Raw genomic sequence first — 23,388 nt, 5'->3', positions numbered from 1 at the left:
GCCGCGCCCGGGTGCGTCCCAAAAGCAATAAAGGCCACCTGCGACTCCTTTGTTCGCAGGGGCCATCAGCCTTGTGGCGGTTCGGAAGTCACCTTCCGGGCGGGCACCATCGCCAGTCATCCAGTTGGTATCAGTTAATCAACAGTCCTACGGCCGGTCAAGCGACACCGTTGTGGTCGGCTACTGAGGGCGCGCCGAGGGTGGCTCCCGTCGCCCCTTGGCGACCGGTATGGCTTGGCCGGTAGGCTTGCTCGCGGCGATGGATCTCCGCCGGGATGACGCTACGTGTCCGAACCGCCCAGACGGGTTGATGGCTCCTAACGAACGGAAGGAGAGCCATGCCTGCCAGCGGTATCGACCGGGTCTATTTGGCCCGGCATGGACGCACCGCACTCAACGCTGACGGACGATTACGCGGCCTATCCGACCCCCCGCTCGACGACGTTGGGCAGGCGGAGGCCAAGCGCCTCGGCGAGGCGCTCGCCGCGTTTCGGCCGACGGTAGTTATCAGCAGTCCACTGCAGCGGGCGGTATCCACCGGAGAAGCGATCGGCGCCGCGTCACACGTCCGCGTCGAGGTCGATCAGCGGCTCAACGATCGCGACTATGGGCCGTGGACCGGTCAGCCACGCGCCGAGGTCGAACAACGGTTCGGCAGCGTCGATGCCGCACCTGGCGTCGAGCCGGCAGACGCGGTAGCTGCGCGTGCATTGGCGGCATTCATCGAGTTGGCCGACGAATACCGCGATGGGCCGCTGGTCATGGTTTCTCATGATGCGTTCAACACCGCGCTCCTTCGAATGCTCGATCCCGCTCTGGAGGGCATCGAGCAGCGCACGGCCTGCTACAACCAGCTCAGCCGCAGCGGTGCAGGGTGGCGAGTCGATTTTTACGATCGCAAGCCGGAATGACTCGCGTGAGGTCCGACGAGCGTTGGTTGACGCCCGGTGTCGGCGCCGTCGGGGCGGCGAGTTTCTTCTCCGACTCCGGCCACGAAATTACGACCGCGCTGCTGCCGACATTCTTGACGAGCACGCTGCACGGTTCCGCGGCGGCCCTGGGCGTGATTGATGGCTTCAGCGACGCGCTGGTTGGGGTGATGCAGCTCGTTGGCGGGCCGCTGGCCAATGATCCGCGCAAGCGAGCGCGCACCGCATCCGGTGGCTACCTCGGCACCGCTGTTGCCACGGGGGCCATCGGGCTGGCGGCCACGGTATGGCAGGCAGGGGTGTTGCGTGCGCTGGCATGGGTGTCTCGTGGGTTGCGTTCACCCTCGCGCGACGCTCTACTCGCGTCGATTACCCCGACCGCGGCCCACGGGCGAGCGTTCGGCCTCGAGCGCGCAGGTGACAATCTGGGCGCGGTAGCTGGGCCGCTGCTGGCGGCCGGCCTCGTGGCTTGGGTGGGTGTGCGCTCGGCTCTGCTGTTGGCCGCAATCCCAGGTGTATTCGCCGCCATCGCGATCTTTGTGGCCGCGCGGGAGGGCCGGCGGCACACCCGTGCTAACGGTGTAGCAGCGCGGCGCCGGCTTGATTTGGCGGCCTTGCGCAACGCCGGAATGCTTCGCGCGCTGGCGCCGGTGGCGCTTTTTGAGTTTGGCAACGTCGCGACCACACTGCTGATCCTTCGTGCCACCCAGCTACTGAGCACGCCATACCGATCGGTCACCGCGGCCACGTCGCTTGCAATCTTGATTTACGCCAGCCACAACATGATCGCGACGCTTGCCTCGTTGGTTGCGGGCCGATGGTATGACCGTGCTGGGCCACGCATCGTCTTCGCCACCGGGGCCGCGGTCTACGTGATCGGGTACGGGCTCTTCGCTGCGGGCGCGCACAGCATATGGCTCCTTGTGGTGGCCTTCGGCGCCGCCGGGGCGGGCATCGGGCTGGCCGAACCCACCGAATCCACGGTGGTGGCTCAGCTGCTACCGGACCACCTGCGCGGCAGCGGATTCGGTGTCTTGGGCGTGGTGCAGGCGGGGGGTGATGTCATCGCTACGATGGTTGCTGGGGTTTTGTACACGGTAATTTCCCCGGCGGCCGCGTTCGCCTATGCGGCCGCGTGGATGTTCGTTGCGGTTCTGGCCTCGGGCATGCTGCGTCGCCCGGCTGATCACCGATTCGACTCTGAGTCAGCCTGATTGCGGTAACTGGCACCGTCAGGTGCCTCCCGAACATGCGACCGGAACGAGTGCGTGGCGTCCGATCAGGACTCTTGCGTAATGCGGAAACCAAACAATGCCACGCCATCACTGTCAACGAACACGCCATCCGCAGCGACAACCTCTGCGCCCACCTTCCAGCAGTGCCGGGTGTCAACCGTCAGATGGTCCACGGCAGCACTCCCACCGGCACCCGCACGCGCGGCCTGGTAACTGTCGTAGACCGAGACGGTGCGTGAGCGCCCCGAGCAGGTGTCCGCGAAGGTCGTGACGGTGAGCACGTACATTCCGATCCCCAAATCCTCGTGCATGACACCAAATTGGCTTACCCTCGTTGCAATTCTTACTGTGCACCGGCTGGCGCACCGAACACGCGCCGGAACGAGTCGCCGCCGTAGCTAGTGGGTTTGGGCTCGGCGGGTGTCATCCGGAAGGTGCGCACGCCATCGGGGCGTCGCTCGGCGCGAAGGAACAAATACTCAGCGTCTTCGCGCCGATACAGGCCGTGCGCGAGATCATACATGTGGGTCACGTATACCACCTTGACGCCACATTCGAGCATCGCGTCAATGATCCCGCGGGCGATCTCGGCTCCCTCGCGTTCATTGGTCGACGCAAACGACTCGTTGCACAGCAGCATCGACTGCCGCCCGACGACGTCGACGATCGCGCTCATCCGGGCTAGTTCCTCATCGAATTTGCCGTGCGTCATGGTGTCGTCTTCTTCGCGTTTGAAGTGGGTGAACACGCCGTTGACGACGTTCGTGCGCAGCGATTGCGCTGTGACGAACATGCCCGCCTGTATCATCAGTTGCGCGGTGCCGACGCTACGCAGGAACGTCGACTTGCCGCCCTCGTTGGCACCGGTAAGCACGATCAGGGAGGCGCCGTCGGCGTCAATGGCGTTACCGGACACGGGCTTTTCGGTAGCCAGGCAGAGACCAACATCGCGGAGATCACGGCATGTGAAGGTTCGTGTGCCGATGGGGGTCGGCTCCGGGAAGCAAGTCGGCACACCGGCTTTGGTGAGCCTGTCGTACAGGTTCACACACCCCAAGTAGAACGCCAGCTCGGTGCGCAGCCGCCCGAAGAATCCTCGCACGTGGTCGGCGGATTGGGTGACTGTGTTGGCAATGTCGTTGAGAGCCTTGCCGGCCAAATCGGCCAGCGCCTGTGAGCCGGCCTCGTCGTGTGGATCGAGTTCAAAACCATAGCCGGTGTGGTTTCCAGTGAGTTTGTCCCACCAGCCTCGTCGCGGCGGCACATGCAGCGTGTGATCGTGCCCCTTGTTACCCGGCCCCAGTGTTGCCGAAAGCAGTGTGCCCCGTGGGAGGTTCAGCTCGGTGAGGTGCTCGACGAGTTGCCGCAAGTAGTCGTCGGTAAGCTGATCGGCGATCATTGTCGTCAGCTGGCGTAATCCGCCCGAACGAAATCGGTCTGCATGCTCGTCGCAGAGTCTGCGCAATTCTTTGAGGTTATCCACCAGCGGTCCTAGCAGCCGCACGGATCCGCTCAGGATTTGGCCGGGATCACGGAACACCAAACCGGCCAGGTACACCTTGCGCCGCACCTCGTCACCTTCGACAGCGATCGCGTACATGTGCTCGACAACATCGCGATTCGCCAGGCAATCGGCAAGTATGTGCTGGCGATAGACGATGACGTCGGGGTCGGACACACTGAGCGGGACCACCTTCTTGGCGACTTCGAGCAGAAAAGAGTCGCCGCCCGCCATGGCCTTATAGAGCCTCTGAAGCTCCAGATCATCCTCGGTGAGAAATGTCAGCGTGTTGGGCAGCCGCGGTGACAAGTCAATGTCGCGTTCGGGGTGCAGCAATCGGACTTTCATTGGCCAATCCTCCGCACCAGCACATCGCGCGCGAGACCGTATTTGTCTGCCAGTGCAGCCGCGTGGGCGAGGCCGTCGGCCGGCCGTCGCGTGAATTTGAAGGTGCGCCTTGTGGGATCGTCGTATGCCACTTCAGCGACCATGCTGACGCACGCTCGATGCAGGCTCGCGAGCTCGTCAAGGAAGGTGACGTAAACCGCCACGCAGTCGAGCGCGATAATCCGTTCGAGGACTTCGGCGCCGATCTGCAGGGAGTCATCCACGGTGGTGGACGAGAAGCTTTCGTTCATCACGATGATGGACGTGGGAGTGGCCCGTGACAGGATTTCGTGAATTCGCACCAGTTCGTTGTCGAGCTTGCCGTGCAGCGTGTCCAGGGTTTCCTCGCGCTCGAAGTGCGTGTAGATATCGTCGGGCAGCGTCAGTGTGGCTCCGCCGGCCGGCACGGGGCAACCGAGTGTCGCCAGATACGACAGCTGGCCGATCGTGCGTGCCAATGTGGTCTTGCCGCCCTGATTGGGTCCGGTAATCACAAAGATCCGCTCGGGTCCTTCGAGGCGAAAGTCATTGCACACCACAGTGTTACCGTCCTTTACTGCCTTCGCCGCTAGTGCGAGATCGAAGGCATCCTCGGCATATATTGAACCCGGATCATCGGTGATACTTGGATAGCTGAACCTCAGCCCGGCGTCAGTGAAGCGGCGGATGAATGTGAGGTAGGAAAGGTAGAAGTTCACCTCGCGGTGGAATCGTGCGATGGTGGCATCCAAGTAGGTCCGATGCTGAGTGCAGAATGCGTCGAGGTGCTTAAACTGCTCGGGATACAGCTTGGCAACGCACTGCAAAACCTGCTCTTCCACGTGGTTCATGTCGGGGAAATCCTTCATCCGCACGTGATAATCCTTGACCGTTTCGGAGGCGAACCGCTCGAAGGTCGCGGCGATGTCGAGGCTGTAATCGGGTTGGCCGTCATAGCGATCGACGTGGACCTTCAGCCCATCGATATGCACCACATAGCGGATCTTGCTCAATTTGGCTTGCATGTCGCCGATTTCGGCGACCAGCATCCGAAATCGACCACTATTCACGTAAGACGCGACATACTCGGCGAACTCACGTAGACCTTGCGACGACAGGGTGGTGCCTTCTAATTCGTCGCGCAGCTTGGCCACCGCGTCGCAAAACGCCTCGACTGCATACACAAACCAGCCCTGCCGTTGCAATGGATGCCAGAGCCGCCCGGCCCGGTCGAGCCGTTGCCGCATGGTACGCATGCCCCGGACAAATGCTTCGATCGGCGCGCGTACGTCGTCACGCTCCATGTCCCGGAAGACGTCATGGCGGTAGATAACAGCCGAAATGTCATGCAGGGGGAGGCAGAAGTAACGATCGAGATGTTCGTCGGCGTTGCCCCGGACGACATCGTTGACGATCTGGTCCAGATACAGATCCGAGAAACACTCTGGCGTAGTGAGATCATCGATACCCGCGCCAGCATCCGGGTGCATGAACAGGATGCTCTTGAATGAGGTCATCTTGCCGCTCACCTGCCTCTACCATGCACGGTTCAACGGGTAGAAGCCATCAGCCGGGCGGCGGTCGAGGCGAGCTTCATCGCCTTTCACGATGCTAGCGTCGCCAGCCTCTAGCCGCCAACGTCGACGCCCGTCCTGATCACCCAGGCTCTGGCTGGTCCAGGTTGACCCCTGCCTTCCCATCGGGCGAATCCGCGCTGGCAGGGGGCCGCCTCGGCGAGCTAACCTGGGAAGAACGCTGGCGGTGGGACTCGCCACCAATTGCGGCCCGCATGATTGGGCCCGCCGATGGTTCCTGGACGAAGAGCGATCCATGGGAGGCGGTCGTCGTGCAGTGGATCTATCAGCTAAAGTGCGCTCGGGCTGTGCGCGGCGAAAAAGTCATCTTTGACGACGTCACACTGTCGTTCCTGCCCGGCGCCAAGATCGGCGTCGTCGGCCCAAACGGCGCGGGGAAGTCGACCCTGCTGCGGATGATGGGAGGCTGCGAGCGGCCATCGAACGGCGAGGCGCGCCTGGCGCCGGACGTCACCGTGGGGCTGTTGCCGCAAGAGCCAGTTCTCGACGAGAGCAAGACGGTGCTTGAAAATGTGCGCGACGGCGTAGCCGACACCGCGGAGCTGCTGGCCCGTTACACCGAGATCTCTGCGCGTCTCGCCGAGGACGACAGCGACGACCTCATGGCCGAAATGGGTTCACTGCAAGAGCAATTGGACCAGCGCGATGCATGGGATCTCGACGCCCGACTCGAACAGGCGATGGACGCGCTTCGATGCCCAGCCGCCGAAACCGACGTCCGCGAGCTCTCAGGCGGGGAACGTCGCCGGATTGCGTTGTGCCGCCTGCTGTTACAGCGACCAGACTTACTGCTGCTGGACGAGCCCACCAACCATCTTGACGCCGAAAGCATAGCTTGGCTTGAACAACATCTCGCCAGATACCGCGGCACAATCGTCGCGGTCACCCACGACCGCTACTTCTTGGACAGCGTCGCGCAATGGATCCTCGAACTCGACCGCGGCCGCGCCTACCCATATCAGGGCAACTACACCACCTACCTGGCTACCAAAGCCGCGCGGTTGCAGGTAGAGGGGCGCAAGGACGCCAAGCGGCTGCGTCAGCTGCAACGCGAACTCGAATGGGTACGCGCCGGGGCGAAGGCCCGACAGGCGAAAGGCGGTGCGCGGCTGCGCCGTTACGAACAGATGGCGGCATGCGCGGCGAAAACTCGCCACCTCGACTTCGACGAGATCCGGATTCCGCCGGGCCCTCGGCTGGGAAGTCTGGTTATCGAGGCCGACCACGTGAGCAAAGCCTTCGGCGATCGAGATCTATTCCGCGAGCTCTCTTTCTCTCTGCCGCCCAACGGAATCGTCGGCGTCATCGGCCCCAACGGGGTCGGCAAGACCACGCTGTTCCAGATGCTGGCCGGCAACGAAGAACCCGACGCGGGCACCTTCAGAATCGGCGAGACAGTGCGGATTGCCTACGTCGATCAGAATCGGGCGAACATCGACCCCAACCGCACCGCGTGGGAAGTTGTCTCCGGCGGCGACGACGTGCTCCACATCGGGCCGGTGGAAGTGCCGTCACGTGCCTATGTCGCGGCTTTCGGCTTCAAGGGCCCAGAGCAGCAGAAACCAGCCCGGCTATTCTCGGGCGGCGAACGCAACCGACTCAATCTCGCACTGACTCTTAAGCAAGGCGGAAACGCGTTGCTACTCGACGAGCCGACGAACGACCTCGACACCGAAACACTAACATCGCTCGAGAACGCGATCGCTGAGTTTCCCGGCTGCATGGTCATCGCCGCCCACGACCGCTGGTTCCTCGACCGTCTGGCCACCCACATCCTCGCCTGGGAGGGCACAGAAACGGTTCCCGCGCAATGGTATTGGTTCGAAGGCAATTTCGCCGCGTACGAACAGAACAAGCTCACCAGGCTCGGCGCGGAAAGAGCTCGACCGCATCGAGTGAAATTTCGTCGCCTTAGCTGGGACTAAGAGAGTTACATGAGTTCACCGATACGTCGGATCCCGAACCTAGCCGGCCGTCACATCATGTTTTGGCTGCCGCCCGGTGGCGTCGACAACGGGGTATGGGCCAGCGCATGGGCGGAATTGGCCGATCTCGAACCAAGCGATATCGCACCAGTGTTGCACCTGCTGGCTGAGGCGGATGTGGGCGGCTACATCGCCACCCCCGGCGGCGCGTCACGAACAGGCAAAGTGATCCACCGCTTGTGGGTCGACTCGCTGCAATATCACCTCGCCGAGGACGTATTGATGCTGTACATGAACACGCGGCGTCAAGCTTCAGTCACTGATCGCCCCGAGTCACGCTAGGGCGACTAACCTGATGTAGGCCGGGCGGACAGTCCTAGACGCCGGTGCCTGCGAAGCATTGTTGATTACTGGGTGGGAAAACGACCACAAGTGCACCCCGGGCAGGGAGGGCGGCTCACTGTCAAAAGCCCCCCCAAACGTATCCGGCGACTTTGCCTGTTTCGGCCATGTTCCGGTGAACGGTGGCGGGAGGGGGTCTGGCCCCTGGGGTGGCGGTGCGTGACCTTAGTGGAGGGGTGCGCTTGCGCTAGCCTCCCCATTGCTAAAAACCTCTTCCATTCAGACATCAGCAGCGATCGAACCAGTCAGGTTGCACATGCAAAAACGTCGCTCGGACCACGAAAGAGCCGACGCATCGGCACGCTGTTTGTCACCACCGGCCATGGAGGCGCTTGAATCCCTTCGGAAGTTGCCTGATTCGAGATCGTTTGGCAGGGCTCGACAGCTGATCTCAAGCGAAGGCGCTGCAGCCCGCTTGAGCATCCAAGCTGCGATCGACGCCCTCCAGGCGATGATCGACCGTAGTGATCCGCTGCATCTCTACGGGGCTTTACACATGTGGGATGTTAGAGCAAGAAGCCTTTTGACTGCCCCGCAGATACACGGCTCTGACGCCATGCTTGAGTTCTTCGCCGGCTTGGTGACCAGCCGCCCCGAATCAGACGTCGTTGCAAATCTCCGTGGACGATTCGACCCGCAGATAGTCTTGGACGCCGAGAATCAACTGCGAACCATCGCCGAACTGCAAGCATCGATCGATTTCGCCGACGCATTCGAACGACCCGCACGGTCCTCCATCGAGAGAGCAATTGAACTGCTAAACCTCGAACGCCACTTCGACCGCATGGCTGGGTTTGACCGTCATTTGCGACGTATCGCCGACGCTATTTTTGGCCTCGTTGACGAAACCGCTAAGCAGACCTTGGGATTCAAGCTGAGCGATGCTCTTCGCTTTGCCGACATTTACAGTCAACGACTGCTCGAGCATTGGCAGTCAACCAGCGATCGGATCGTCGCCCATCACATGCCATCTAATCCAGGGGCGGACGAGGCGACTAAGTTGCAGTGGATGGTTTCGGAAATGCTGGCATTTGTCCTTGATGCGGCCGCTCCAGTTGAGGCGGAGGACGCAGATGAGCTGATTGCAGATAGGCTCGGCTTGTCCTCAACCTCGTTCGACAAGTTAGTCGCGGCGCTCGCCACTCCGCTTGGATCACAACAAATTTGCAACCTCCACGAAGACAATCACGTCCGCAATCACCCGATTCTCTTAATCTCAGATGGCCAGTGGATGTGGTGCCGACCGGAAGATTTTGTGCACTGCATGTTGGACTGGGCATTCGACGTCTGCCAACAGTCCGACAAGTTGCTCAAATCGTTCGATAAGGCCCGCCAGACTGTGGCCGAACGTATGCCCGGCCAGGTTCTGGCATCAATATTCGGTGAAGAAAGAACGTTTTCGAACGTCACTTATCCCGACGCCGAGTCGGATGCAGAGGCTGACATCGTCATGTCGCTTCCGGGAGCGCACCTGATAGTTGAGTGCAAGGGCGGTCGCATCACGGCGGCGGCACGTCGTGGAGCGCCAGGACGAGTTGAAAAGCACGCCGACCAGATGATTACGAAAGGTGCGGACCAGAATCTACGCACGGCCAATGCCATCAAAGCCGGCCTACCTCTGAAGGCTGGCGAAGGCGGCAAGGGACGTACCGTCCCGGTCGAGCGAGATGATTTGAGCTTGGGGATCATTGTCACACTCGACCGAATCGATCCGTTCAACACTCTGCTAGGCCGCCCAAGTTCCGACAGCCTCGGTGATCGCTCCTGGATATTGACACTGGCAGATCTTCTACTCATCGCCGACGTCCTGCCCAATCCAGCCGAACTTTTTGCATACGCGCATCGACGTACGGAAATGGTTCGGTCAGACAGTCATCGCGTACTCGTGGAGGCTGATGCGCTCGGGTCTTGGTGCGAGGACCGCCTCGCCTCGTTCAAACCGGTGATCCCGGGCAGATTTGTGTTGGTCGACCAGACTTCGAAACTGATAAACGACTACTTTGCTCTTAACACAGCTCTGAATGAGCTAGTCAGCGGAGCCGCGGCCGCTGAGCACATACCACGGCCGACCGCCGACGTACCTCCCGCCGTGCTTGACGCCCTCGACCGTCTATTCGCCGCCGGCGAGCGTATCTGGACGGAGCGGTGCGACCAAGCTTTTGAAGTACGCCCTTCCGACTGGGAAGTCTTTAAACGGCGTCTCGCGCTCGCCGAACATCCAGGATCTGCTACTAGTCGGATAGCACGCAAGAACCTTGCTCAAGCTCAGCGTGGATTCATGGTAGCCGGCTCACTCCCGGTAAAGCTCATGCCCGCCGGGACGGAGCCCGTGGATGACGAAAACTTCCTCGTGATTCGGATCAACCAAATCACACCGTAGCTCGGCAAACTACCGACCGAGAAACCATGGCTGAATGGTGCAGACGCGGCTCAAACTTAAAGGCGGGAACTGGCGTCCGCTGTCGGCGGTGTGGGCGCCAGCGGCGATTTGGGCGTCCTGAGCCAGCCCCTCAGTGTTCAGCTTTCACAGCAGCAATTCGACTCTCCAGTTCGGCTTCGACCTCGCGGCACTGCGCCCCCAGCGCGAAATAGGCTTGCAAAATCGGGGATTCGTCGCGCTCATCGGTAGAGGTGTTGCACCAGCGCCACTCGTCGGAAAGATCCCAATCGTCAACGACTTTCAATGCCGCGACCACTTGATCGTTCAACCCGGACTCAGGCGCAATCTGGTCGGCGGTGATCACACCGGCCTCGATTGCGTCCAGGCTGACACCGAACCACACCCTCAGTTGCCAGGACGGGTTCCAGTAGTCGAACCGCTTACGGGGTCGCGGGTTGTCAATGTTCGCGATGATGGTATCCGCGTCGTCAGCCAAGACCGGGTCCCAGTCGCCGGTCCATTTGACCTCGGACTGAACGCCGTTCGCGTCGACCCAGCCTTGGCGAGCCGTGTAGCGTTCCGCCTTGCCGTCGCTAATGCGAACCAGTTTCTGGGCATATTCTGGGAGTGCGTCGGCGTAATAAAACCACCGTTCCTCGATGCTCATTGCACCTCCACCCATAGCAGCGCGTACGCGACCGGGTCTATTCCGTGCCAAGCCCGGTTCCCCGGGGCCCTGAGGTGGCAGCTCGTAAACACTCAAGGTCACTTCAAGGCGGCAAGCTCGAGCGTGCGAGGTGCCGGACATCCCGTTGTTACGCCGGCACCGATCCCTTCCGGCGCAGCCTGCTGATGGTCACTGTTTGCTGAGCTTCGACGTGGCTGCGTTCGATTTGTGACCGTTTCGCCTTGCATGGTCGAGCGCTTGCTGGACCCGATCAGTCAGCCCTGGTGTTTCCCCCGTCAGACCTCCCGGAGGTGCATGTGGTGGTGATGAATCTGATGAAAGTACTGAATTGGCAGGTAGCCGGCCTGATCCGGTTTCATCACTTTCATCACTCGGTGATCGATCCGAAAAAATGACCTGACCGGCGTTTTCATCGCTTTCACCATTTTCACTCCCTATCGGTGTATAGGTGCCGCGGGCAGGTTTGGCAATGTGGTCGCTATCGGCCAGACGGGCTAGCAGATTGCCGGCCATGCGGTTATCGATTTGAAGATGCGCGGCCAGCTCGGCGGGGCTCGTGGCCGACCGGGAGTTGACGAACTCCAGGGCATCTAGGGATTGAGCGCCGAGTCGTGTTTGCCGCGTGGACTCGTTGCGAGTAGTCACGGTGGCGGCCGCGTCAAGTATGTCCATCCCGTCAAGCGACCAGATGCCCCGGTTGAATTTGATCGCGTATTCGTTTTCGGCGATGTCGCGACCGGTTACAGCAAGGACACCGTCGTCGCTCTTACGCCTCCGGCTGAGCAGCAAGGTGTAGTCGGCTGACCCAGTGATGCCCTGAGTGCCTGATACCGTGTCGAGCCAGTCGTCGGCGCGCATCTTGCGGGTGTGGTGGACGGCGACCAGTGCGGCCCCCGGCACGGCGTCGACAGTCATCTTGATGAGGGATCCGACTTGGTAGTCCGCGATGTACGGGTCGTCGCCAGGGCGGCGCTGTGGCCGAGCCTTGCCCAAGGTGTCGAGAATGATCAGCGGTGGAGTCGTGTCACCGCGATGCCTTTCCAACCATTCGGTCATGGTCGCAGTCACGGCGCCCGGCGAGACGTAGGTAATGATGTCCAGCCTTTGTGGTAGCGGCTGGTCGTGGTTGAGGGCCAGGAGCAGAACATGGCGGCCTTGTACGCTGATGCCGCCGAGTACGGCGCCGCCGTCGGCGCAGGCGAGAGCGACACCCGCTGCGAGCCAGCTCTTCCCGATCTTGGGTGACCCGGCCAAGATGCCAAAGCCCTCGGTGATGAGATGCGGCACGTGCTCGATTAGCGGGGGAAAGGTCATCACGTCTAGTTCTGCGGCGGTGATCATCCCGCTGAGTAGCGTTTGGTCGCGCCGGTCGGCCCTATCCGCAGACGCCTGGTGCGACGCGTGGTTGCCGCTCATAACGCCACCTCGCGATCGGAGTTGCTGTAGTCAGCGGCGATCGCTCTTACCGCGGCGCGGTGCTCGGTCGGGATGAATGCCCATATCCGTTGCAGCGCATCAAGGCCGCCGCGGGCGAAGCCTTCGCGGAAATGAAACGCAGCAATACCGAGTGCGGGGCGGTGATATTTGCGCCCTGGGTGCTCCGGGTCACCGCCTTCCATCCGCATCGCTGCTTCACGGCGCCGGCGCAATGCCGCCAACTTGTCGTACGCAAGGTTGCGGCCTGATCGGTTACGATCGCAGCTGTCGGTAGTGTCTGCTAACGATTTTTCGACGTCGGTCGGGTCTGGCTGGGCTCGGCCTTCGTCGTCTTCAAGGCCCGGCGGTCCCTCTTCCGCCATTAGTCCGCGCCAACAGGTTCGGTCCCGCGTGTGCCCGAACCTTCACCGACTGTCAGCCCCCGTCCGCCACCGCGAAGTCGAGCGACGTACGCATGAATCGATTCCGCGGTAATGAACGACCGTCGGCCGATCTTTACTTGCTCTAACTCACCTTCGTTGACCAACCGCCACAACGTCGTGTTCCCGACGCCGCCGATCAGTCGGCGCGCGTCGAGCTTCGGGTAGAGCAACCGATCGTCGGGCTCGGGTGCGATTGCCATTAGGTCCAGACTCCGTTTCGCTGTCACTCGCCGTGGTTCCGGCGGATACTGACAACAGTGACGTAGACAGACTGCTAATGACTACGTCACTAGCAGGTCAGATAATGACTATCTTCAAAGAAGAAGGCGCGATGTTATACCTGCAGGGCGACGGTGCATGGCTGGAGACGCGCGGGAAGATGGTGGCCGTCGGTGATAGGGCGATCCCGCGCAAGCTCGCTTACAGACAGCCGGGTGGCGACGGTATGCCTGCTTTGGAGGTCAGGATTGAGTTGATGGACGGCGCCCCGGTGGTGACATCTATCCAGTTCTCCGCAGCGCCCGGCACAAGCGGTGTGCGAGTCAACGACTTAAAGAGCCTCGCGGCCCAGCTTGAGGATCTGGTCGAAGATATCTGTGCTACGGCTGCCTGGGTCCGAAACACGTCTGGCGCTTTTAGGGACTTTCCGATATCAGCGGAGTCGCGACAGGCGGCAATGCCGTCGATTCGACGCGCGCGCAAAGCAACTCGGCGCAAGATCAACAAAGAGCTCTTGAAGCGGGTCGCCGACACGTACCGCGCCGCTGGCCGGGCCCCGACCAAGGCCGTGGCCGCGGCGTTCGGGGTGGATCATCGCACCGCCGGGCGTTACGTAGCGGAAGCGCGAAGAGAGCGTCTGCTCCCGGCGACAACACGAGGGAAAGGCAATGTTGATGGCGAAACGAGCTGACGGCGAGGGTAACGTCCGGCAGCGGGCCGACGGCCGCTGGGAGTCCCGTCTGAGCTATATCGATCCGGTAACGGGTTTGCGTCGCTCGGCCTCGTTTTACGGGGCGACCGCAGAGGCTGTGCGCATCAAGCTGGAGAAGGCCCGCGACCGCGTCAAAGTCGAAGCACCGGTACAGGATTCAAACACCCGGCTAGCCGAGTGGATCGACCATTGGGCGGATACGGCGCTGGAGGCATCGTCGCGAAAACTGTCCACAAAGTCGCTCTACAAGACGCTGGCGCGAAAACACCTGTGCCCAGCCCCATTAGGAATCACGCCGCTAGGCAGGCTGCGAAAGTCCCATATCGACGGACTGTTGGTTAGGCTGCGCAGCCAGGGTTTGTCCGATAGCACAGTGCGCCAGGTGTATACGGTGCTCCGCACGGTCCTTCATGACGCGAAACTGGACGGCTTGATCGCTGAAAACCCGGCGGTGCGGGTGGCAAGGCCCAGGGTGACGCGCACTGAGGCTAGGCACTTGAGTGCGATGGAAGTGACCGCGGTACTGGCGGCGGCCGAGGGGCTGCGGTATCGACCTGTGTTGATGTTAGTTGCAGCGACTGGCCTCCGCCGCGGCGAAGCGCTGGCGCTGCGCTGGGAGCACGTCAACCTCAATGAGGGCGCCTTAACGGTTGCGGCCACGCTGGCGCGTGTGGGGGAGAAGTTGGTGATCACCGAACCAAAGACGACGCGCTCGCGCCGCACAGTTCCGCTCTCACTCGGCATCGTATCGATGCTGAAGGCCAATAAGGCCGCGCAGGCGGCGGAGCGACTGCGTGCGGGCAAGCTGTGGATCGATAGCGGCCTGGTGTTCACCACCGAGTTCGGCGGCCCGGTCGAACCACGTAACGTGCTGCGGACGATGGAGACCGCCGCGGTGAAGGCGGGGGTCGAGAACGTCGGGGTTCACACACTGCGTCACTCCGCCGCGGCGGCGTGGCTGGACGCCGGCGTCCACATCAAGGCGGTTGCCGATCTGCTTGGGCACAGCTCGATCAGCGTTACCGGCGACATTTACGGACACGCCAGCGACGCGACGACGCGGGCTGCGATCGACGGCCTATCGGGCGCGCTCGGGCTGTAGTTTGCTGGTTTGACCCAAACGGTGACCCAAACCAGCCCCATTTTCGCCCACTTTCGCCGATCTTCGCTGAATGCCCCAAAATGGCTGTCTAGCTGCGCGTTCCGACTGTCGGCGAACTTCGGCGAACCTGGTCAATTTGACTGGGGGTCAAGTGGTCGCAGGTTCAAATCCTGTCAGCCCGACACAGAGAAAGAGCACCCCACAGCACCTCCGTCATCGACGGATGCGCGCCAAGCACCTTGTTTGAATCGCTGATTAGGTTGCATCAGTTGTCTCCCTTTGCTTTTCGCCCTTTGGTCCATTGAGTCGACCGGTGATCAGGCAGCGGGCGGGTCAGCAGAACTCGAGGTCCACGCTCCACTGGCCGTAGGCCCGGCCCGCCGCTCCGTCCTTGGCGGGTCCGACCCTGGGGTTCCAGTAGGACGCCTTGAACGGTCCACCCAGAGCCGGGTTGGCGTCATGGATATGACCTTCGCCGCCGACGGCCGGGTAGAAGTTGTCCCAACTGATCGACTGAAGGGCTGGCGGAGTACGCGGTGTGCAGCGAGCCTGCACTTGGTTGTAGATGGCCGTCACTGCCTGCTCGGCCGAGGCTTGATCACCGCTGTCCGCCTCCGCCAATGGGGCGCAGGCTATACCCGCCGCCAACACGACAGGTATCACAAGTGCATTCTTCACCAGCGCATCACTCCTCTTTCGGCACGCAAACGCCGGACCAGTTGCAATGGAGCCATCGCTGTGCATAGTTGCATTGCAGGGGTGTTGATATGTGCGATAAGCGGACACGTAGTCGCAGTCCGTGAATTGCGGCGTGTTGACGTTGTACACCATGCACTCGGGGTAAGCCGGTGGCTTCGCCGGAGATGACTGTGCCGCACCGGGATTAAGCACCGAGGGCCCTGGGGATTTGACGTGCATTATTCACCCCTTCGTCGGTAGCGACTGGCTGCCGTTACTCCGGCACAGTGTCGCGCCTTACATGAAACTCAAGTGAGTTTTGGCGAGCTTCATTGACTTCTATCGTTTAATGAGGTGGCGGAGATCCGCCGGAATATTGACGTTGAGTATTGAGATCCCCTGACGCGAGTAACGACGCGACTGTGGGCGTCGACAAGACTTCCCGGCTCTCCTCGCGGGCGGCCCGTGCTTAACAGCACAATGGCGGGGTAATCCAATGCGATGAGGCGAAAAGATGTTTCTGTCGGCGGATCCAAGGCCGCGCCGGCCCGCATACGCGACCTCGAGACGATTGATACCGAGCTGAGATTGCTGGCGACCCTTCGGTCGAGCGGCTCGGGAGCGGGGTGAGCCGCTGCCGTCCTTAGACGCAGCGGATGCGCTATTGGATGAGCGCCTTCGAGCCACTGAACGGCCGCAACCAATAAGCGCCGTGCGCGCGCCACACGCCATACAGGCGTAACGCTTTTTGTCCACCCTAAGCCGGCAACGGCGGACCATCGCCGTCAGTCAAGGCCACGACACTAAGGCAGGCGACTCCACGAACAGCACAAAATTCCCAGCAGCGGGGAGGGCGATCGCGCCGTCCGACGCGATGAGAGCATGGCCTCCGATGACCACGCACACCTGCATGGGCTGCGGCCTCAAAACCCGTTACTCCTATTGGCGCAACTGCACGGGTTGCGGCTTAGACACCCGCTGCTCAGCCGACCGAGTTTGGCCGGATCGGTATCAGCAGGCCGCGCTGGCATTCGCGGCGCTCGCGAGGATCGTCACCTTGATCGAGAAGCATCCGTCGGCCGCGTTGGCGCTGCTGGTGCCGGGCTCGCTCATCGCCATGGCCGCAGTCGCCGCCTACCCACTGGTGGCCGTGCCAGTGCTGATCCTGCTCACCGTGGCTATGGCGGCGTCCGTCCGCTACGAGGACACCCGCACCCCGCCGAAGTAGTGGACCGGCCTACGGCTGAAAGGCCGGAAGAACATTGCCGGAGTCGCGAATCTCCCAGATGCTGGCTTTGCTGATGCCATCGAAGTTGATTTTGTCCAAAGTCGCCCGCGAGTACGTGAGGTCGATGGCCACCTGGGTCGAGGTGTTGCCGTACGGGTCGGTCATCGGGAAGGTGCCCTGCACATTGACCGCGGACGCGTCCGGATAGGTCGCTCGCGCGTATTTGAGGATGTCGATGGTGTCCAGCCGGGCGCCGTCTTTGATCAGCTGCTCGGTGTAGTTGTCGCGGATGGCGAATCGGGCGTTGACCACGTCGCCGCTCGGGCTTGGAGCGGTGGTGAAGGTGACGCCGTCCGGCTTCTTGGGGCCGGCCGGTGTCGACGGCGTTGCCTCCGTCGGTCCCGCCGCGACCGAACCGCTCGATGGGGTCGAGTGGCCGGCCTTCTGCGGGTCGAAGATCCAGCTTTTGCCCACGAGGATCAGCAGGACAAGGACGCACAGCGCCGCCAGCGCCAGGACCGCCTTTCCGGAGAGACCCTTCTTCGGCGGCTCTGCGGAGAACGCCCACTCGCTGGTCCAGCTGGTGCCGTCGAAGTACCGCTGCAGCCCGTGGCCTACGGCGGGGTCGGGGTACCAGCCCGGCGCCGATTTCGGCGGGGGCGGCGCCTGTTCAGACGGCATCTATCCATTTTGGTCGTGCCAGAAAGATCCGGGCTACCCACCCCGGCGGCCGGTCGAGTCGCACCATTCAGTCCTCGCGGTCCGGCGCGGTGAGTTCCGGCGCGTTCTCGCGGGTCGCCATCCCGCCTTCGCGCCCGTGATCCACCGGGCCGGGGCGGCCGCCCTTGGGCTCTTCGTCGTCCCTCTCCGAATGCTTGCCCATCGCAACCTCCCTTCATCGACTGAACGACTACCCGCAGCCACCGATCCGAAGACCTCGAGGATAGAAGCGGGACCGCGGAAGCCGCTCCGCCAAGCCTAGGCTGCGAGCATGTCTGACGGCGACGCGCCAGGAGATGTGAATTCGAGATGGCCCCGGCGTGACGGTTCGGCGTTCGACGCGTCGGCGCGCAAGGCGCGGCCCGGGTGGCCTCCGAAGGCGCCCGCGGCTCCGCCCAGCCGGCCAACGAGAAGCGCGGCGAAAAGCTGGAGATCTTCGACGAGGCGCTGGCCCGGGTCGGCGAGCGCCTTGGCGCCATCGAATAGCGGCTAAACGGCCCCAAATACGTTGCGCTACGGCGCTTTCCGGAGATCAGCGAGCGAGTTTCGAAGCCCGCCATCCATCCGGATTTGGACGGCGGCGACCGCAACCATGATCGCGGCGGTTACCAAGTGCACCACCGCGTCGACCGTGTTGTTGGGAAAGTTGAACACGAACGCGACCTGATGCGAGAAGAAGGCCCAAATGCCCGGCAGTGCACCGGCTATCGCGGCGAGCAGTAGATATAGCACGGCCAGCGACTTCCGCAGCGCGCACACGAGCCCCGGAGCGAACAGCGCCAGACCGGCGACGGCGTGCCAGCCGTTGTAGTCCATGCCTAGCAGCTGCACGGTCGGCGCATCGGGCCCGGTCGCGAAGCTGGGATTGAGGATGAACCCGATCACGGCCTGAATGACATGAAAAACGCAGATGATCACCAGCCCGACCTGGGCGAAGCTCCACCTCACATTGCACCCCCTTGTGCGTGGCGAGTTGCCCGAATACTACGCCCGGTAGTAGATGGGGGTCAATGAAAGCAGCGGCTACGCTTTGCCGTCCCGTTCGATCCAACGGGTAAGCGCATCTTCGAGCGCGGTCGCGAGGTCCACACCGGCGCTGTCGGCGGCCTGCTCGAACCGCTCGACCAGGTCGGTGCGGACGGAGGCGCCCAACCGGGAGAACGGCGGTTTTGGCTTCGGCGGCAGGTCTACCGGCACGTGTCGCGCGACGGAGGCGTCGACTATTTCGCGGAGTGCCGGTATCTCGTCGAGCAACGTGTCGAGATCGTCGCGTTCTATCCGCAATAACTCGGCCGGCCCCATCGTCGTCACGGTCGCGGAACGCAGCCTGCCACGATGCAGCGCCGATTCGCCGATCACCTCGCCCGGACCCAGCGCGGCGACCTGGTCCCGGCCGACGTACACTCCCACCTCCCCGCTGAGCAGGATGAAGCAGGAGTCCGACGGAGTCTGCTCATGAATCAGCGGCAATGCCGCCGTTGTCGCGGTGCGATGGGCCACTCGGGCGAGACGCTGTAGTTGAGCATCCGAGAAGTTGCCGAATGTGGCGTACCCGCGTAGCCGCCGAGCGTCTTCCTCATATTGCTTCGCGTCGGCCTTCATAGCGGACTCCTGACGTGCGATGTGCCGCTGACATCGAGAGCGTAACGCGGATTTACGCTGGGCCGCCGGCGAATCTCACTTTCGGCCGGGAAGCTTCGATACCGTTCGCACGATGGGCAACAGCGACTTCTGCCACAGTTTTCCCGGAATGCCAAGGGGCGGATCGAGATTGAACATCCGCGCGGTCGCGATCGTCTGCGATTCGGTGTACTTCAGCAGGCCCTCGGGGCCGTGCCGGCGGCCGACGCCGGACTGGCCCATCCCGCCCATCGGCGCGCTGAGGCTGCCCCACGCGAATGCGTAACCCTCGTTGACGTTCACCGTCCCCGACCGCAACCGCGCGGCGACCCGCTCGCCGTCGGCCGATGAGCCGGCCCACACGCTGGCGTTGAGCCCGTACTCGGTGTCGTTGGCCTTCTCGACGGCCTCATCCACGTCGGCGACGGGATAGATCGAGACGACCGGCCCGAACGTCTCGTTGGCCGCGCACTCCATCTCCTGCGTGACGTCGGTCAGCACCGTCGGCTCGTAGAACAGCGGTCCGACGTCGGGGCGGGGCTTGCCGCCCGCAATCACCTTGGCGCCCTTGGCTTTCGCATCGTCGACGTGGTCCGTCACCGTGTCGAGCTGACCGGCGGAGATCAGGCTGCCCATGTCGACCGAGAAGTCATATGCGGTGCCCAGCTTCATGTTTCGCACCGCGGCACCGAACTTGCCGACGAAATCGTCGGCGATGTCCTTCTCCACGTAAATTCGCTCGATGGAGATGCACAGCTGGCCCGCGTTCGAGAAACACGCACGGGTGGCGGCCTTGGCGGCCTTGTCCAGGTTGGCCCCCCGCGTGACGATCATCGCGTTCTTGCCCCCGAGTTCGGCCGAGAAACCGATCAGCCGACGGCCCGCGTGTTCGGCGAGCTGCCTGCCGGTGGCGGTCGAACCGGTGAACATCAAGTAGTCGCAGTTGTCGATGATCGCGGTGCCGACCACCGAGCCCGGCCCGGGCACGATCGCATAGAGCGCCCGCGGCAGGCCGGCCTCATAGAGCAGCTCGGCGCACGCGAGCGCGCAGTACGGGGTCTGGCTGTCCGGCTTGAGCACCACCGCGTTACCCGCGAGCAGCGCCGGCACCGAGTCCGACACGGTCAGCGTCATGGGGTAGTTCCACGGCGAAATCACCCCGACGACGCCCTTGGGCTGGTAAGCGACCGTGGTCTTGCCGATCCCGGGAAGCAGCGCGGGCACCGTGTGGGGTTTGAGCAGGTCCGCGGCGACGCTGGCGTAGTAGTTCGCGTTCGCCATCAGGTCGATGATCTCCTCCTGCGCCGCCCAGCGGGCCTTACCGGCCTCGGCCTGCAGGAGATCCATCAGGAACTCGCGGTTCTTCACGACGAGGTCGCGATAACGGGCGATGACTGCGACGCGCTCGGTGACCGGGCGGTTCGCCCAGGCGGCCTGGGCCGCGCGCGCTTCGGCGAACGCGGCTTCGACGTCTTCGGCCGTGCCCACCGGGATCGAGGTCAGCGGCCTGCCCGTGAAGACCTCGTCGATCGTCTTCGTCTCGCGCGCGGTGAGGTCTTTGATGGCGGCGAGCTGACGCAAACGGTCGAAGACCTCGGCTGACGGTGCGGGCATGTCATTACCTCTCGAGCGGTGTCCAAAACACCAGCCTATGGGACGGAAGATTCATGCGCCGGGAGCTCTGGAGACGCTCCGCCTAGCCGACGAATCACGCTGCAGCGCAACCTGCGCGGGTTAGACGTTTCGACAAACGGGTAAGCGATTCCCACTGTGCGCAGCCACGATCGGTTCGAAGTGATCGCCCGAGAAATGGTCCAAGGGGCATCGGGCGTGTGTTGCCTGCTTCTCGATCGCGATTTGCGGATACGCGCGGCAAGCAAAGACTACGAGCGCGTCACGCTTCGCGAGCATGGCGAACTTCCCGGGCAATACCTCTTCGACGCCTTTCCGGACAACCCGAAGGATCCGCACGCCGACGGCACGGCGAAGCTCGCCTCGTCGCTGGAGACCGCGATGCGCAGCGGCAATCCCCACATGATGCGGATGCAGCGGTATGACATTCCCGATCCCGCCGCCCCCGACGAATTCCTGCCGAAGGTGTGGAGCCCCACCAACTCCCCGTTGCTCGATCACGGCGAGCTGGTGGGCGTGGTGCACACGGTCAAGGAAGTCTCGCAAAGCAGGCAACTTCTCGACGAGGTGGCGCGCGACGTCGATCACGGTGTCGCCTGGGATCCGGCGGACCTGCTGCACACCCTCGACGCCGTCAGCGCCGTGGAATCCACCCAATACCGCCGGCGCCAGCAGGCGCTGGCCACGGAGAACAGGCAACTGATGCGCGCCATCGCGACCCGAGACATGATCGGCCAGGCCAAGGGGATGCTGATGGAGCGATTCAACGTCGACGCCGATCGAGCGTTCGGCCTGCTGACCAGGCTCTCGCAGGAGACCAACACCCGGGTCGAGGAGATCGCCCGCAACCTGGTCCAGGCGGAGCGCCCGCCGCGCTCGGGCTGAGGCCCCCGCTTCAGAGGATGTGCAGACCCTGGGCCAGCTGTGACACCCCGACCACCGTGAACAGGGCAACCAAAATTTGCCGGTGGTAGGTCCGCACCCAGTCGTGCAGCACGAGCAAGAGGGATTGAGTTTTCGCCGGCGTGACCACGTAGCCGACGAGGATGACCTCGACCACGGCGTACATCAGGATGATGAACGCGACGGAAGCGCTGGCCTGCGCGGTGACGGATGCACCCGAGGCCGCGATGATCGCGACGATGAACAGGACGCCGTCGACCGGCACCGAGATGATGCCGATTACCCACGCGACCCACGAGGAGCCGCTCTCCCACGCGTTGTGAATGCGGCCGAGCAGACGCCGGAATGGCGATGGGTTCTCGGTGGACTCATCCGGGACCCGGGTCAGCAGCCGCGGCATCGCGATCGGTGCACCCGAGACCATCGACAGTTCCCGAGAGCGCTCGTCCTCGGGCGCGGGTTGCGGCGTCGGCGTCCGTCGACGGGTAAGGAAACGCACCGCCATCACGGCGGCGATCGACAAGCCGACCACGCCGAGCCCGATTTGGATCTTGCCGAGGGTCGAGCTCGTGGACGGGGCCGCCGAACCGTGCGCAACATGTCCGAACATCGGGGTGAGGTTCAGCAGCATCAGTGGGATGAGCAACTCGGGAATGCACACCGTCAACCCGCCGAGCCAGTACGCGAGCAGACTCGGGCCGGGCCGTGGCCGAGAAATCATCAGCAGCGCGAGCCCGAGACGGACAGGATTGAGCGCGGCCAAGATCCCCAAGCCCAGCACTGACCCCCACATGGTTCGAGGCTCTACCCGCGAGTGGTGGGGTCTAAACGCCGCCGAATCACTCGCGAGAACCTGAAAAATTCCGTTCGGCAAAGTGGGCTATGAATCAGCTGTGTGCGCCGAAACTCGATCGTGTCCAACGGATTCGGGCTGCGCCGACGCACGCGCAGCGGCGCAGGTGAGGGCGCGGATCTGCCGGGCGTTGATTCTGCGGCTTATGCCAACGGTTTTGGGGTAGCAGCGTTAGCCGGCGCGCGCCATACACGTGCGCTGGCGAACTTCGTGCCCGTTATGGGTGCGTGAGATCAATCACAACGTGCCTGCGTGACGGCCTGGCCGCGTGCCGGCGGCAGGCGAGCGGCAAACGTAGCCAGCGGCACCGCGCGCTCGACGCAACCCGACGGGCGCGGCTGCCCGGCCCTAACGCATCGCCGTGACACACCAGCTGTTGATAGCTACTGGCGGAAAGGTTCTGCGCGGACTGAGGCCATAACATGGGCCTTCGTATAGCAAGCGTCCATACGTTTTCGCATGGTGTGCGTGTGAGATTCGACATCAGCGCGATCGACGCTAGGCTTGTACAGCATATCCGTGAATGCGCTGCTAGGGGCCATTTAGTGACGCCTTTGCGGGACTGCGCTCGGTGGCGCCGCCAGGCGACCGCCGTGCGCTCCGGGTGAAACCGAAAGTCAGAAGCAAAGATTGGGTGATCGTCCGGGCGCGCTTTGCCTGTCGACTTGGGCAAACGGCCAACGTCGAGGGGCCTGACCGGCCGCGCAAGCGTTAGACGCGCGTGCCGGGCAGTGATAAATGCAACACCTGCACAACACGGTCTTTTGCTGCACGGCCACGCAACTGTGCACGAGTAGAATTTGGCGCGGATCGGGTTATCTAAGAACGGAATTCAGATGTT

Annotated in this window: 23 protein-coding genes and 2 riboswitches; of the genes, 9 read left to right on the top strand and 14 right to left on the bottom strand. The window is 62.8% G+C overall.

All coding sequences use genetic code 11. From position 1 onward, the window contains the following. Positions 1-49 precede the first annotated feature (49 nt). Positions 50-123: riboswitch (Fluoride riboswitch) on the bottom strand. A gap of 215 nt (positions 124-338) precedes the next feature. Together A5732_RS13360 and A5732_RS13355 are read left to right on the top strand one after the other, a co-directional pair. Continuing rightward, positions 339-911, top strand: a complete 573-nt coding sequence (locus A5732_RS13360; protein WP_076102439.1) for a histidine phosphatase family protein — start codon at positions 339-341, stop codon at positions 909-911. Continuing rightward, on the top strand, positions 908-2,143 hold the full coding sequence (locus A5732_RS13355) for an MFS transporter (protein ID WP_076102438.1): 1,236 nt from the start codon (positions 908-910) through the stop codon (positions 2,141-2,143). The genes A5732_RS13360 and A5732_RS13355 overlap by 4 nt, the downstream gene beginning before the upstream one ends. Positions 2,144-2,208: 65 nt before the next feature. Here A5732_RS13355 and A5732_RS13350 read toward each other — a convergent pair whose 3' ends face one another. From A5732_RS13350 to A5732_RS13340, 3 genes are read right to left on the bottom strand one after another with little or no spacing between them, the layout of a single operon-like run. Further along, positions 2,209-2,475, bottom strand: a complete 267-nt coding sequence (locus A5732_RS13350; RefSeq protein WP_076102437.1) for a hypothetical protein — start codon at positions 2,473-2,475, stop codon at positions 2,209-2,211. Between the two features lie 32 nt (positions 2,476-2,507). Then, positions 2,508-4,013 carry a MutS-related protein gene (locus tag A5732_RS13345; RefSeq protein WP_076102436.1) on the bottom strand — a complete coding sequence of 502 codons (1,506 nt, stop codon included), beginning with the start codon at positions 4,011-4,013 and terminating at the stop codon, positions 2,508-2,510. Next, complete coding sequence (locus A5732_RS13340) at positions 4,010-5,560, bottom strand: MutS-related protein (RefSeq protein ID WP_253189058.1); 1,551 nt, start codon at positions 5,558-5,560, stop codon at positions 4,010-4,012. Before A5732_RS13340 ends, A5732_RS13345 begins: the two co-directional genes overlap by 4 nt. A 21-nt stretch (positions 5,561-5,581) precedes the next feature. Further along, positions 5,582-5,641, bottom strand: a riboswitch (Fluoride riboswitch). Positions 5,642-5,820: 179 nt separating this feature from the next. Here A5732_RS13340 and ettA point away from each other — a divergent pair. The 3 genes from ettA to A5732_RS13325 all read left to right on the top strand — a co-directional run bounded on the left by ettA (position 5,821) and on the right by A5732_RS13325 (position 10,333). Continuing rightward, on the top strand, positions 5,821-7,551 hold the full coding sequence (ettA, locus tag A5732_RS13335) for an energy-dependent translational throttle protein EttA (RefSeq protein ID WP_076102435.1): 1,731 nt from the start codon (positions 5,821-5,823) through the stop codon (positions 7,549-7,551). Between the two features lie 9 nt (positions 7,552-7,560). Next, positions 7,561-7,893, top strand: a complete 333-nt coding sequence (locus tag A5732_RS13330) for a hypothetical protein (RefSeq protein WP_076102434.1) — start codon at positions 7,561-7,563, stop codon at positions 7,891-7,893. A gap of 475 nt (positions 7,894-8,368) precedes the next feature. Continuing rightward, a complete protein-coding gene (locus tag A5732_RS13325) occupies positions 8,369-10,333 on the top strand; it encodes a hypothetical protein (RefSeq protein ID WP_142256602.1) in 1,965 nt (654 codons plus the stop codon). Positions 10,334-10,463: 130 nt separating this feature from the next. Here A5732_RS13325 and A5732_RS13320 read toward each other — a convergent pair whose 3' ends face one another. The 4 genes from A5732_RS13320 to A5732_RS13305 form a co-directional block, all read right to left on the bottom strand. Next, complete coding sequence (locus tag A5732_RS13320) at positions 10,464-11,000, bottom strand: hypothetical protein (RefSeq protein WP_076102432.1); 537 nt, start codon at positions 10,998-11,000, stop codon at positions 10,464-10,466. A gap of 189 nt (positions 11,001-11,189) precedes the next feature. Continuing rightward, positions 11,190-12,437 (bottom strand): AAA family ATPase, encoded by a 1,248-nt coding sequence (locus A5732_RS13315; protein WP_076102431.1) that lies wholly within the window; start codon positions 12,435-12,437, stop codon positions 11,190-11,192. Beyond that, complete coding sequence (locus A5732_RS27050; protein WP_142256601.1) at positions 12,434-12,820, bottom strand: hypothetical protein; 387 nt, start codon at positions 12,818-12,820, stop codon at positions 12,434-12,436. The genes A5732_RS13315 and A5732_RS27050 overlap by 4 nt, the downstream gene beginning before the upstream one ends. Then, entirely contained in the window at positions 12,820-13,080 is a 261-nt protein-coding gene (locus tag A5732_RS13305) for a helix-turn-helix transcriptional regulator (protein WP_076102429.1), read from the bottom strand. The genes A5732_RS27050 and A5732_RS13305 overlap by 1 nt, the downstream gene beginning before the upstream one ends. 104 nt (positions 13,081-13,184) lie before the next feature. Here A5732_RS13305 and A5732_RS13300 point away from each other — a divergent pair, with 104 nt between their 5' ends. Then, positions 13,185-13,790, top strand: a complete 606-nt coding sequence (locus A5732_RS13300) for a DUF6214 family protein (RefSeq protein WP_076102428.1) — start codon at positions 13,185-13,187, stop codon at positions 13,788-13,790. Then, positions 13,774-14,913: a tyrosine-type recombinase/integrase gene (locus A5732_RS13295; RefSeq protein WP_076102427.1), complete on the top strand. Its 1,140-nt coding sequence runs from the start codon at positions 13,774-13,776 to the stop codon at positions 14,911-14,913. The genes A5732_RS13300 and A5732_RS13295 overlap by 17 nt, the downstream gene beginning before the upstream one ends. A 333-nt stretch (positions 14,914-15,246) precedes the next feature. Here the strand turns inward: A5732_RS13295 and A5732_RS13290 are convergent, their stop codons facing one another. Then, entirely contained in the window at positions 15,247-15,534 is a 288-nt protein-coding gene (locus A5732_RS13290) for a hypothetical protein (RefSeq protein WP_076053874.1), read from the bottom strand. 949 nt (positions 15,535-16,483) lie between these two features. On the opposite strand from A5732_RS13290, the gene A5732_RS13285 reads away from it, so the two are divergent. Then, positions 16,484-16,819, top strand: a complete 336-nt coding sequence (locus A5732_RS13285; protein ID WP_076102426.1) for a hypothetical protein — start codon at positions 16,484-16,486, stop codon at positions 16,817-16,819. Between the two features lie 9 nt (positions 16,820-16,828). Here the strand turns inward: A5732_RS13285 and A5732_RS13280 are convergent, their stop codons facing one another. From A5732_RS13280 to A5732_RS13265, 5 genes are all read right to left on the bottom strand, one after another. After that, positions 16,829-17,500 (bottom strand): DUF2510 domain-containing protein, encoded by a 672-nt coding sequence (locus A5732_RS13280; protein ID WP_076102425.1) that lies wholly within the window; start codon positions 17,498-17,500, stop codon positions 16,829-16,831. A 67-nt stretch (positions 17,501-17,567) separates the two neighbouring features. Continuing rightward, a complete protein-coding gene (locus A5732_RS27750; protein WP_290439400.1) occupies positions 17,568-17,702 on the bottom strand; it encodes a hypothetical protein in 135 nt (44 codons plus the stop codon). A 350-nt stretch (positions 17,703-18,052) separates the two neighbouring features. After that, entirely contained in the window at positions 18,053-18,487 is a 435-nt protein-coding gene (locus tag A5732_RS13275) for a DUF4383 domain-containing protein (protein WP_064953314.1), read from the bottom strand. A gap of 75 nt (positions 18,488-18,562) precedes the next feature. Beyond that, positions 18,563-19,141, bottom strand: coding sequence for a cyclic nucleotide-binding domain-containing protein (locus A5732_RS13270; RefSeq protein WP_076102424.1), 579 nt, complete (start codon positions 19,139-19,141; stop codon positions 18,563-18,565). Positions 19,142-19,216: 75 nt separating this feature from the next. Continuing rightward, positions 19,217-20,773, bottom strand: coding sequence for a succinic semialdehyde dehydrogenase (locus A5732_RS13265; RefSeq protein ID WP_076102423.1), 1,557 nt, complete (start codon positions 20,771-20,773; stop codon positions 19,217-19,219). A 195-nt stretch (positions 20,774-20,968) separates the two neighbouring features. Between A5732_RS13265 and A5732_RS13260 the strand changes: the two genes are divergently transcribed. After that, the gene (locus A5732_RS13260) at positions 20,969-21,676 is read left to right on the top strand and encodes an ANTAR domain-containing protein (RefSeq protein WP_436971825.1); all 708 of its coding nucleotides are present in this window, start codon (positions 20,969-20,971) and stop codon (positions 21,674-21,676) included. A gap of 10 nt (positions 21,677-21,686) precedes the next feature. On the opposite strand, the gene A5732_RS13255 is transcribed toward A5732_RS13260, so the two are convergent. Further along, positions 21,687-22,487: a GAP family protein gene (locus A5732_RS13255; RefSeq protein ID WP_076102421.1), complete on the bottom strand. Its 801-nt coding sequence runs from the start codon at positions 22,485-22,487 to the stop codon at positions 21,687-21,689. Positions 22,488-23,388 lie beyond the last annotated feature (901 nt).

Source organism: Mycobacterium colombiense (genome assembly GCF_001953985.1).
Lineage (GTDB): Bacteria > Actinomycetota > Actinomycetes > Mycobacteriales > Mycobacteriaceae > Mycobacterium > Mycobacterium colombiense_B.
This window is presented reverse-complemented; position numbering and strand designations above follow the sequence as displayed.

What these genes read in the sequence shown, in the direction of transcription:
- A5732_RS13360 (WP_076102439.1), top strand. Translation starts at nt 339, where the DNA reads ATGCCTGCCAGCGGTATCGACCGGGTCTATTTGGCCCGGCATGGACGC.
- A5732_RS13355 (WP_076102438.1), top strand. Translation starts at nt 908, where the DNA reads ATGACTCGCGTGAGGTCCGACGAGCGTTGGTTGACGCCCGGTGTCGGC.
- A5732_RS13350 (WP_076102437.1), bottom strand. Translation starts at nt 2,475, where the DNA reads ATGCACGAGGATTTGGGGATCGGAATGTACGTGCTCACCGTCACGACC.
- A5732_RS13345 (WP_076102436.1), bottom strand. Translation starts at nt 4,013, where the DNA reads ATGAAAGTCCGATTGCTGCACCCCGAACGCGACATTGACTTGTCACCG.
- ettA (WP_076102435.1), top strand. Translation starts at nt 5,821, where the DNA reads ATGATTGGGCCCGCCGATGGTTCCTGGACGAAGAGCGATCCATGGGAG.
- A5732_RS13330 (WP_076102434.1), top strand. Translation starts at nt 7,561, where the DNA reads ATGAGTTCACCGATACGTCGGATCCCGAACCTAGCCGGCCGTCACATC.
- A5732_RS13320 (WP_076102432.1), bottom strand. Translation starts at nt 11,000, where the DNA reads ATGAGCATCGAGGAACGGTGGTTTTATTACGCCGACGCACTCCCAGAA.
- A5732_RS13315 (WP_076102431.1), bottom strand. Translation starts at nt 12,437, where the DNA reads ATGAGCGGCAACCACGCGTCGCACCAGGCGTCTGCGGATAGGGCCGAC.
- A5732_RS27050 (WP_142256601.1), bottom strand. Translation starts at nt 12,820, where the DNA reads ATGGCGGAAGAGGGACCGCCGGGCCTTGAAGACGACGAAGGCCGAGCC.
- A5732_RS13305 (WP_076102429.1), bottom strand. Translation starts at nt 13,080, where the DNA reads ATGGCAATCGCACCCGAGCCCGACGATCGGTTGCTCTACCCGAAGCTC.
- A5732_RS13300 (WP_076102428.1), top strand. Translation starts at nt 13,185, where the DNA reads ATGACTATCTTCAAAGAAGAAGGCGCGATGTTATACCTGCAGGGCGAC.
- A5732_RS13295 (WP_076102427.1), top strand. Translation starts at nt 13,774, where the DNA reads ATGGCGAAACGAGCTGACGGCGAGGGTAACGTCCGGCAGCGGGCCGAC.
- A5732_RS13285 (WP_076102426.1), top strand. Translation starts at nt 16,484, where the DNA reads ATGACCACGCACACCTGCATGGGCTGCGGCCTCAAAACCCGTTACTCC.
- A5732_RS13280 (WP_076102425.1), bottom strand. Translation starts at nt 17,500, where the DNA reads ATGCCGTCTGAACAGGCGCCGCCCCCGCCGAAATCGGCGCCGGGCTGG.
- A5732_RS27750 (WP_290439400.1), bottom strand. Translation starts at nt 17,702, where the DNA reads ATGGGCAAGCATTCGGAGAGGGACGACGAAGAGCCCAAGGGCGGCCGC.
- A5732_RS13270 (WP_076102424.1), bottom strand. Translation starts at nt 19,141, where the DNA reads ATGAAGGCCGACGCGAAGCAATATGAGGAAGACGCTCGGCGGCTACGC.
- A5732_RS13265 (WP_076102423.1), bottom strand. Translation starts at nt 20,773, where the DNA reads ATGCCCGCACCGTCAGCCGAGGTCTTCGACCGTTTGCGTCAGCTCGCC.
- A5732_RS13260 (WP_436971825.1), top strand. Translation starts at nt 20,969, where the DNA reads ATGGTCCAAGGGGCATCGGGCGTGTGTTGCCTGCTTCTCGATCGCGAT.
- A5732_RS13255 (WP_076102421.1), bottom strand. Translation starts at nt 22,487, where the DNA reads ATGTGGGGGTCAGTGCTGGGCTTGGGGATCTTGGCCGCGCTCAATCCT.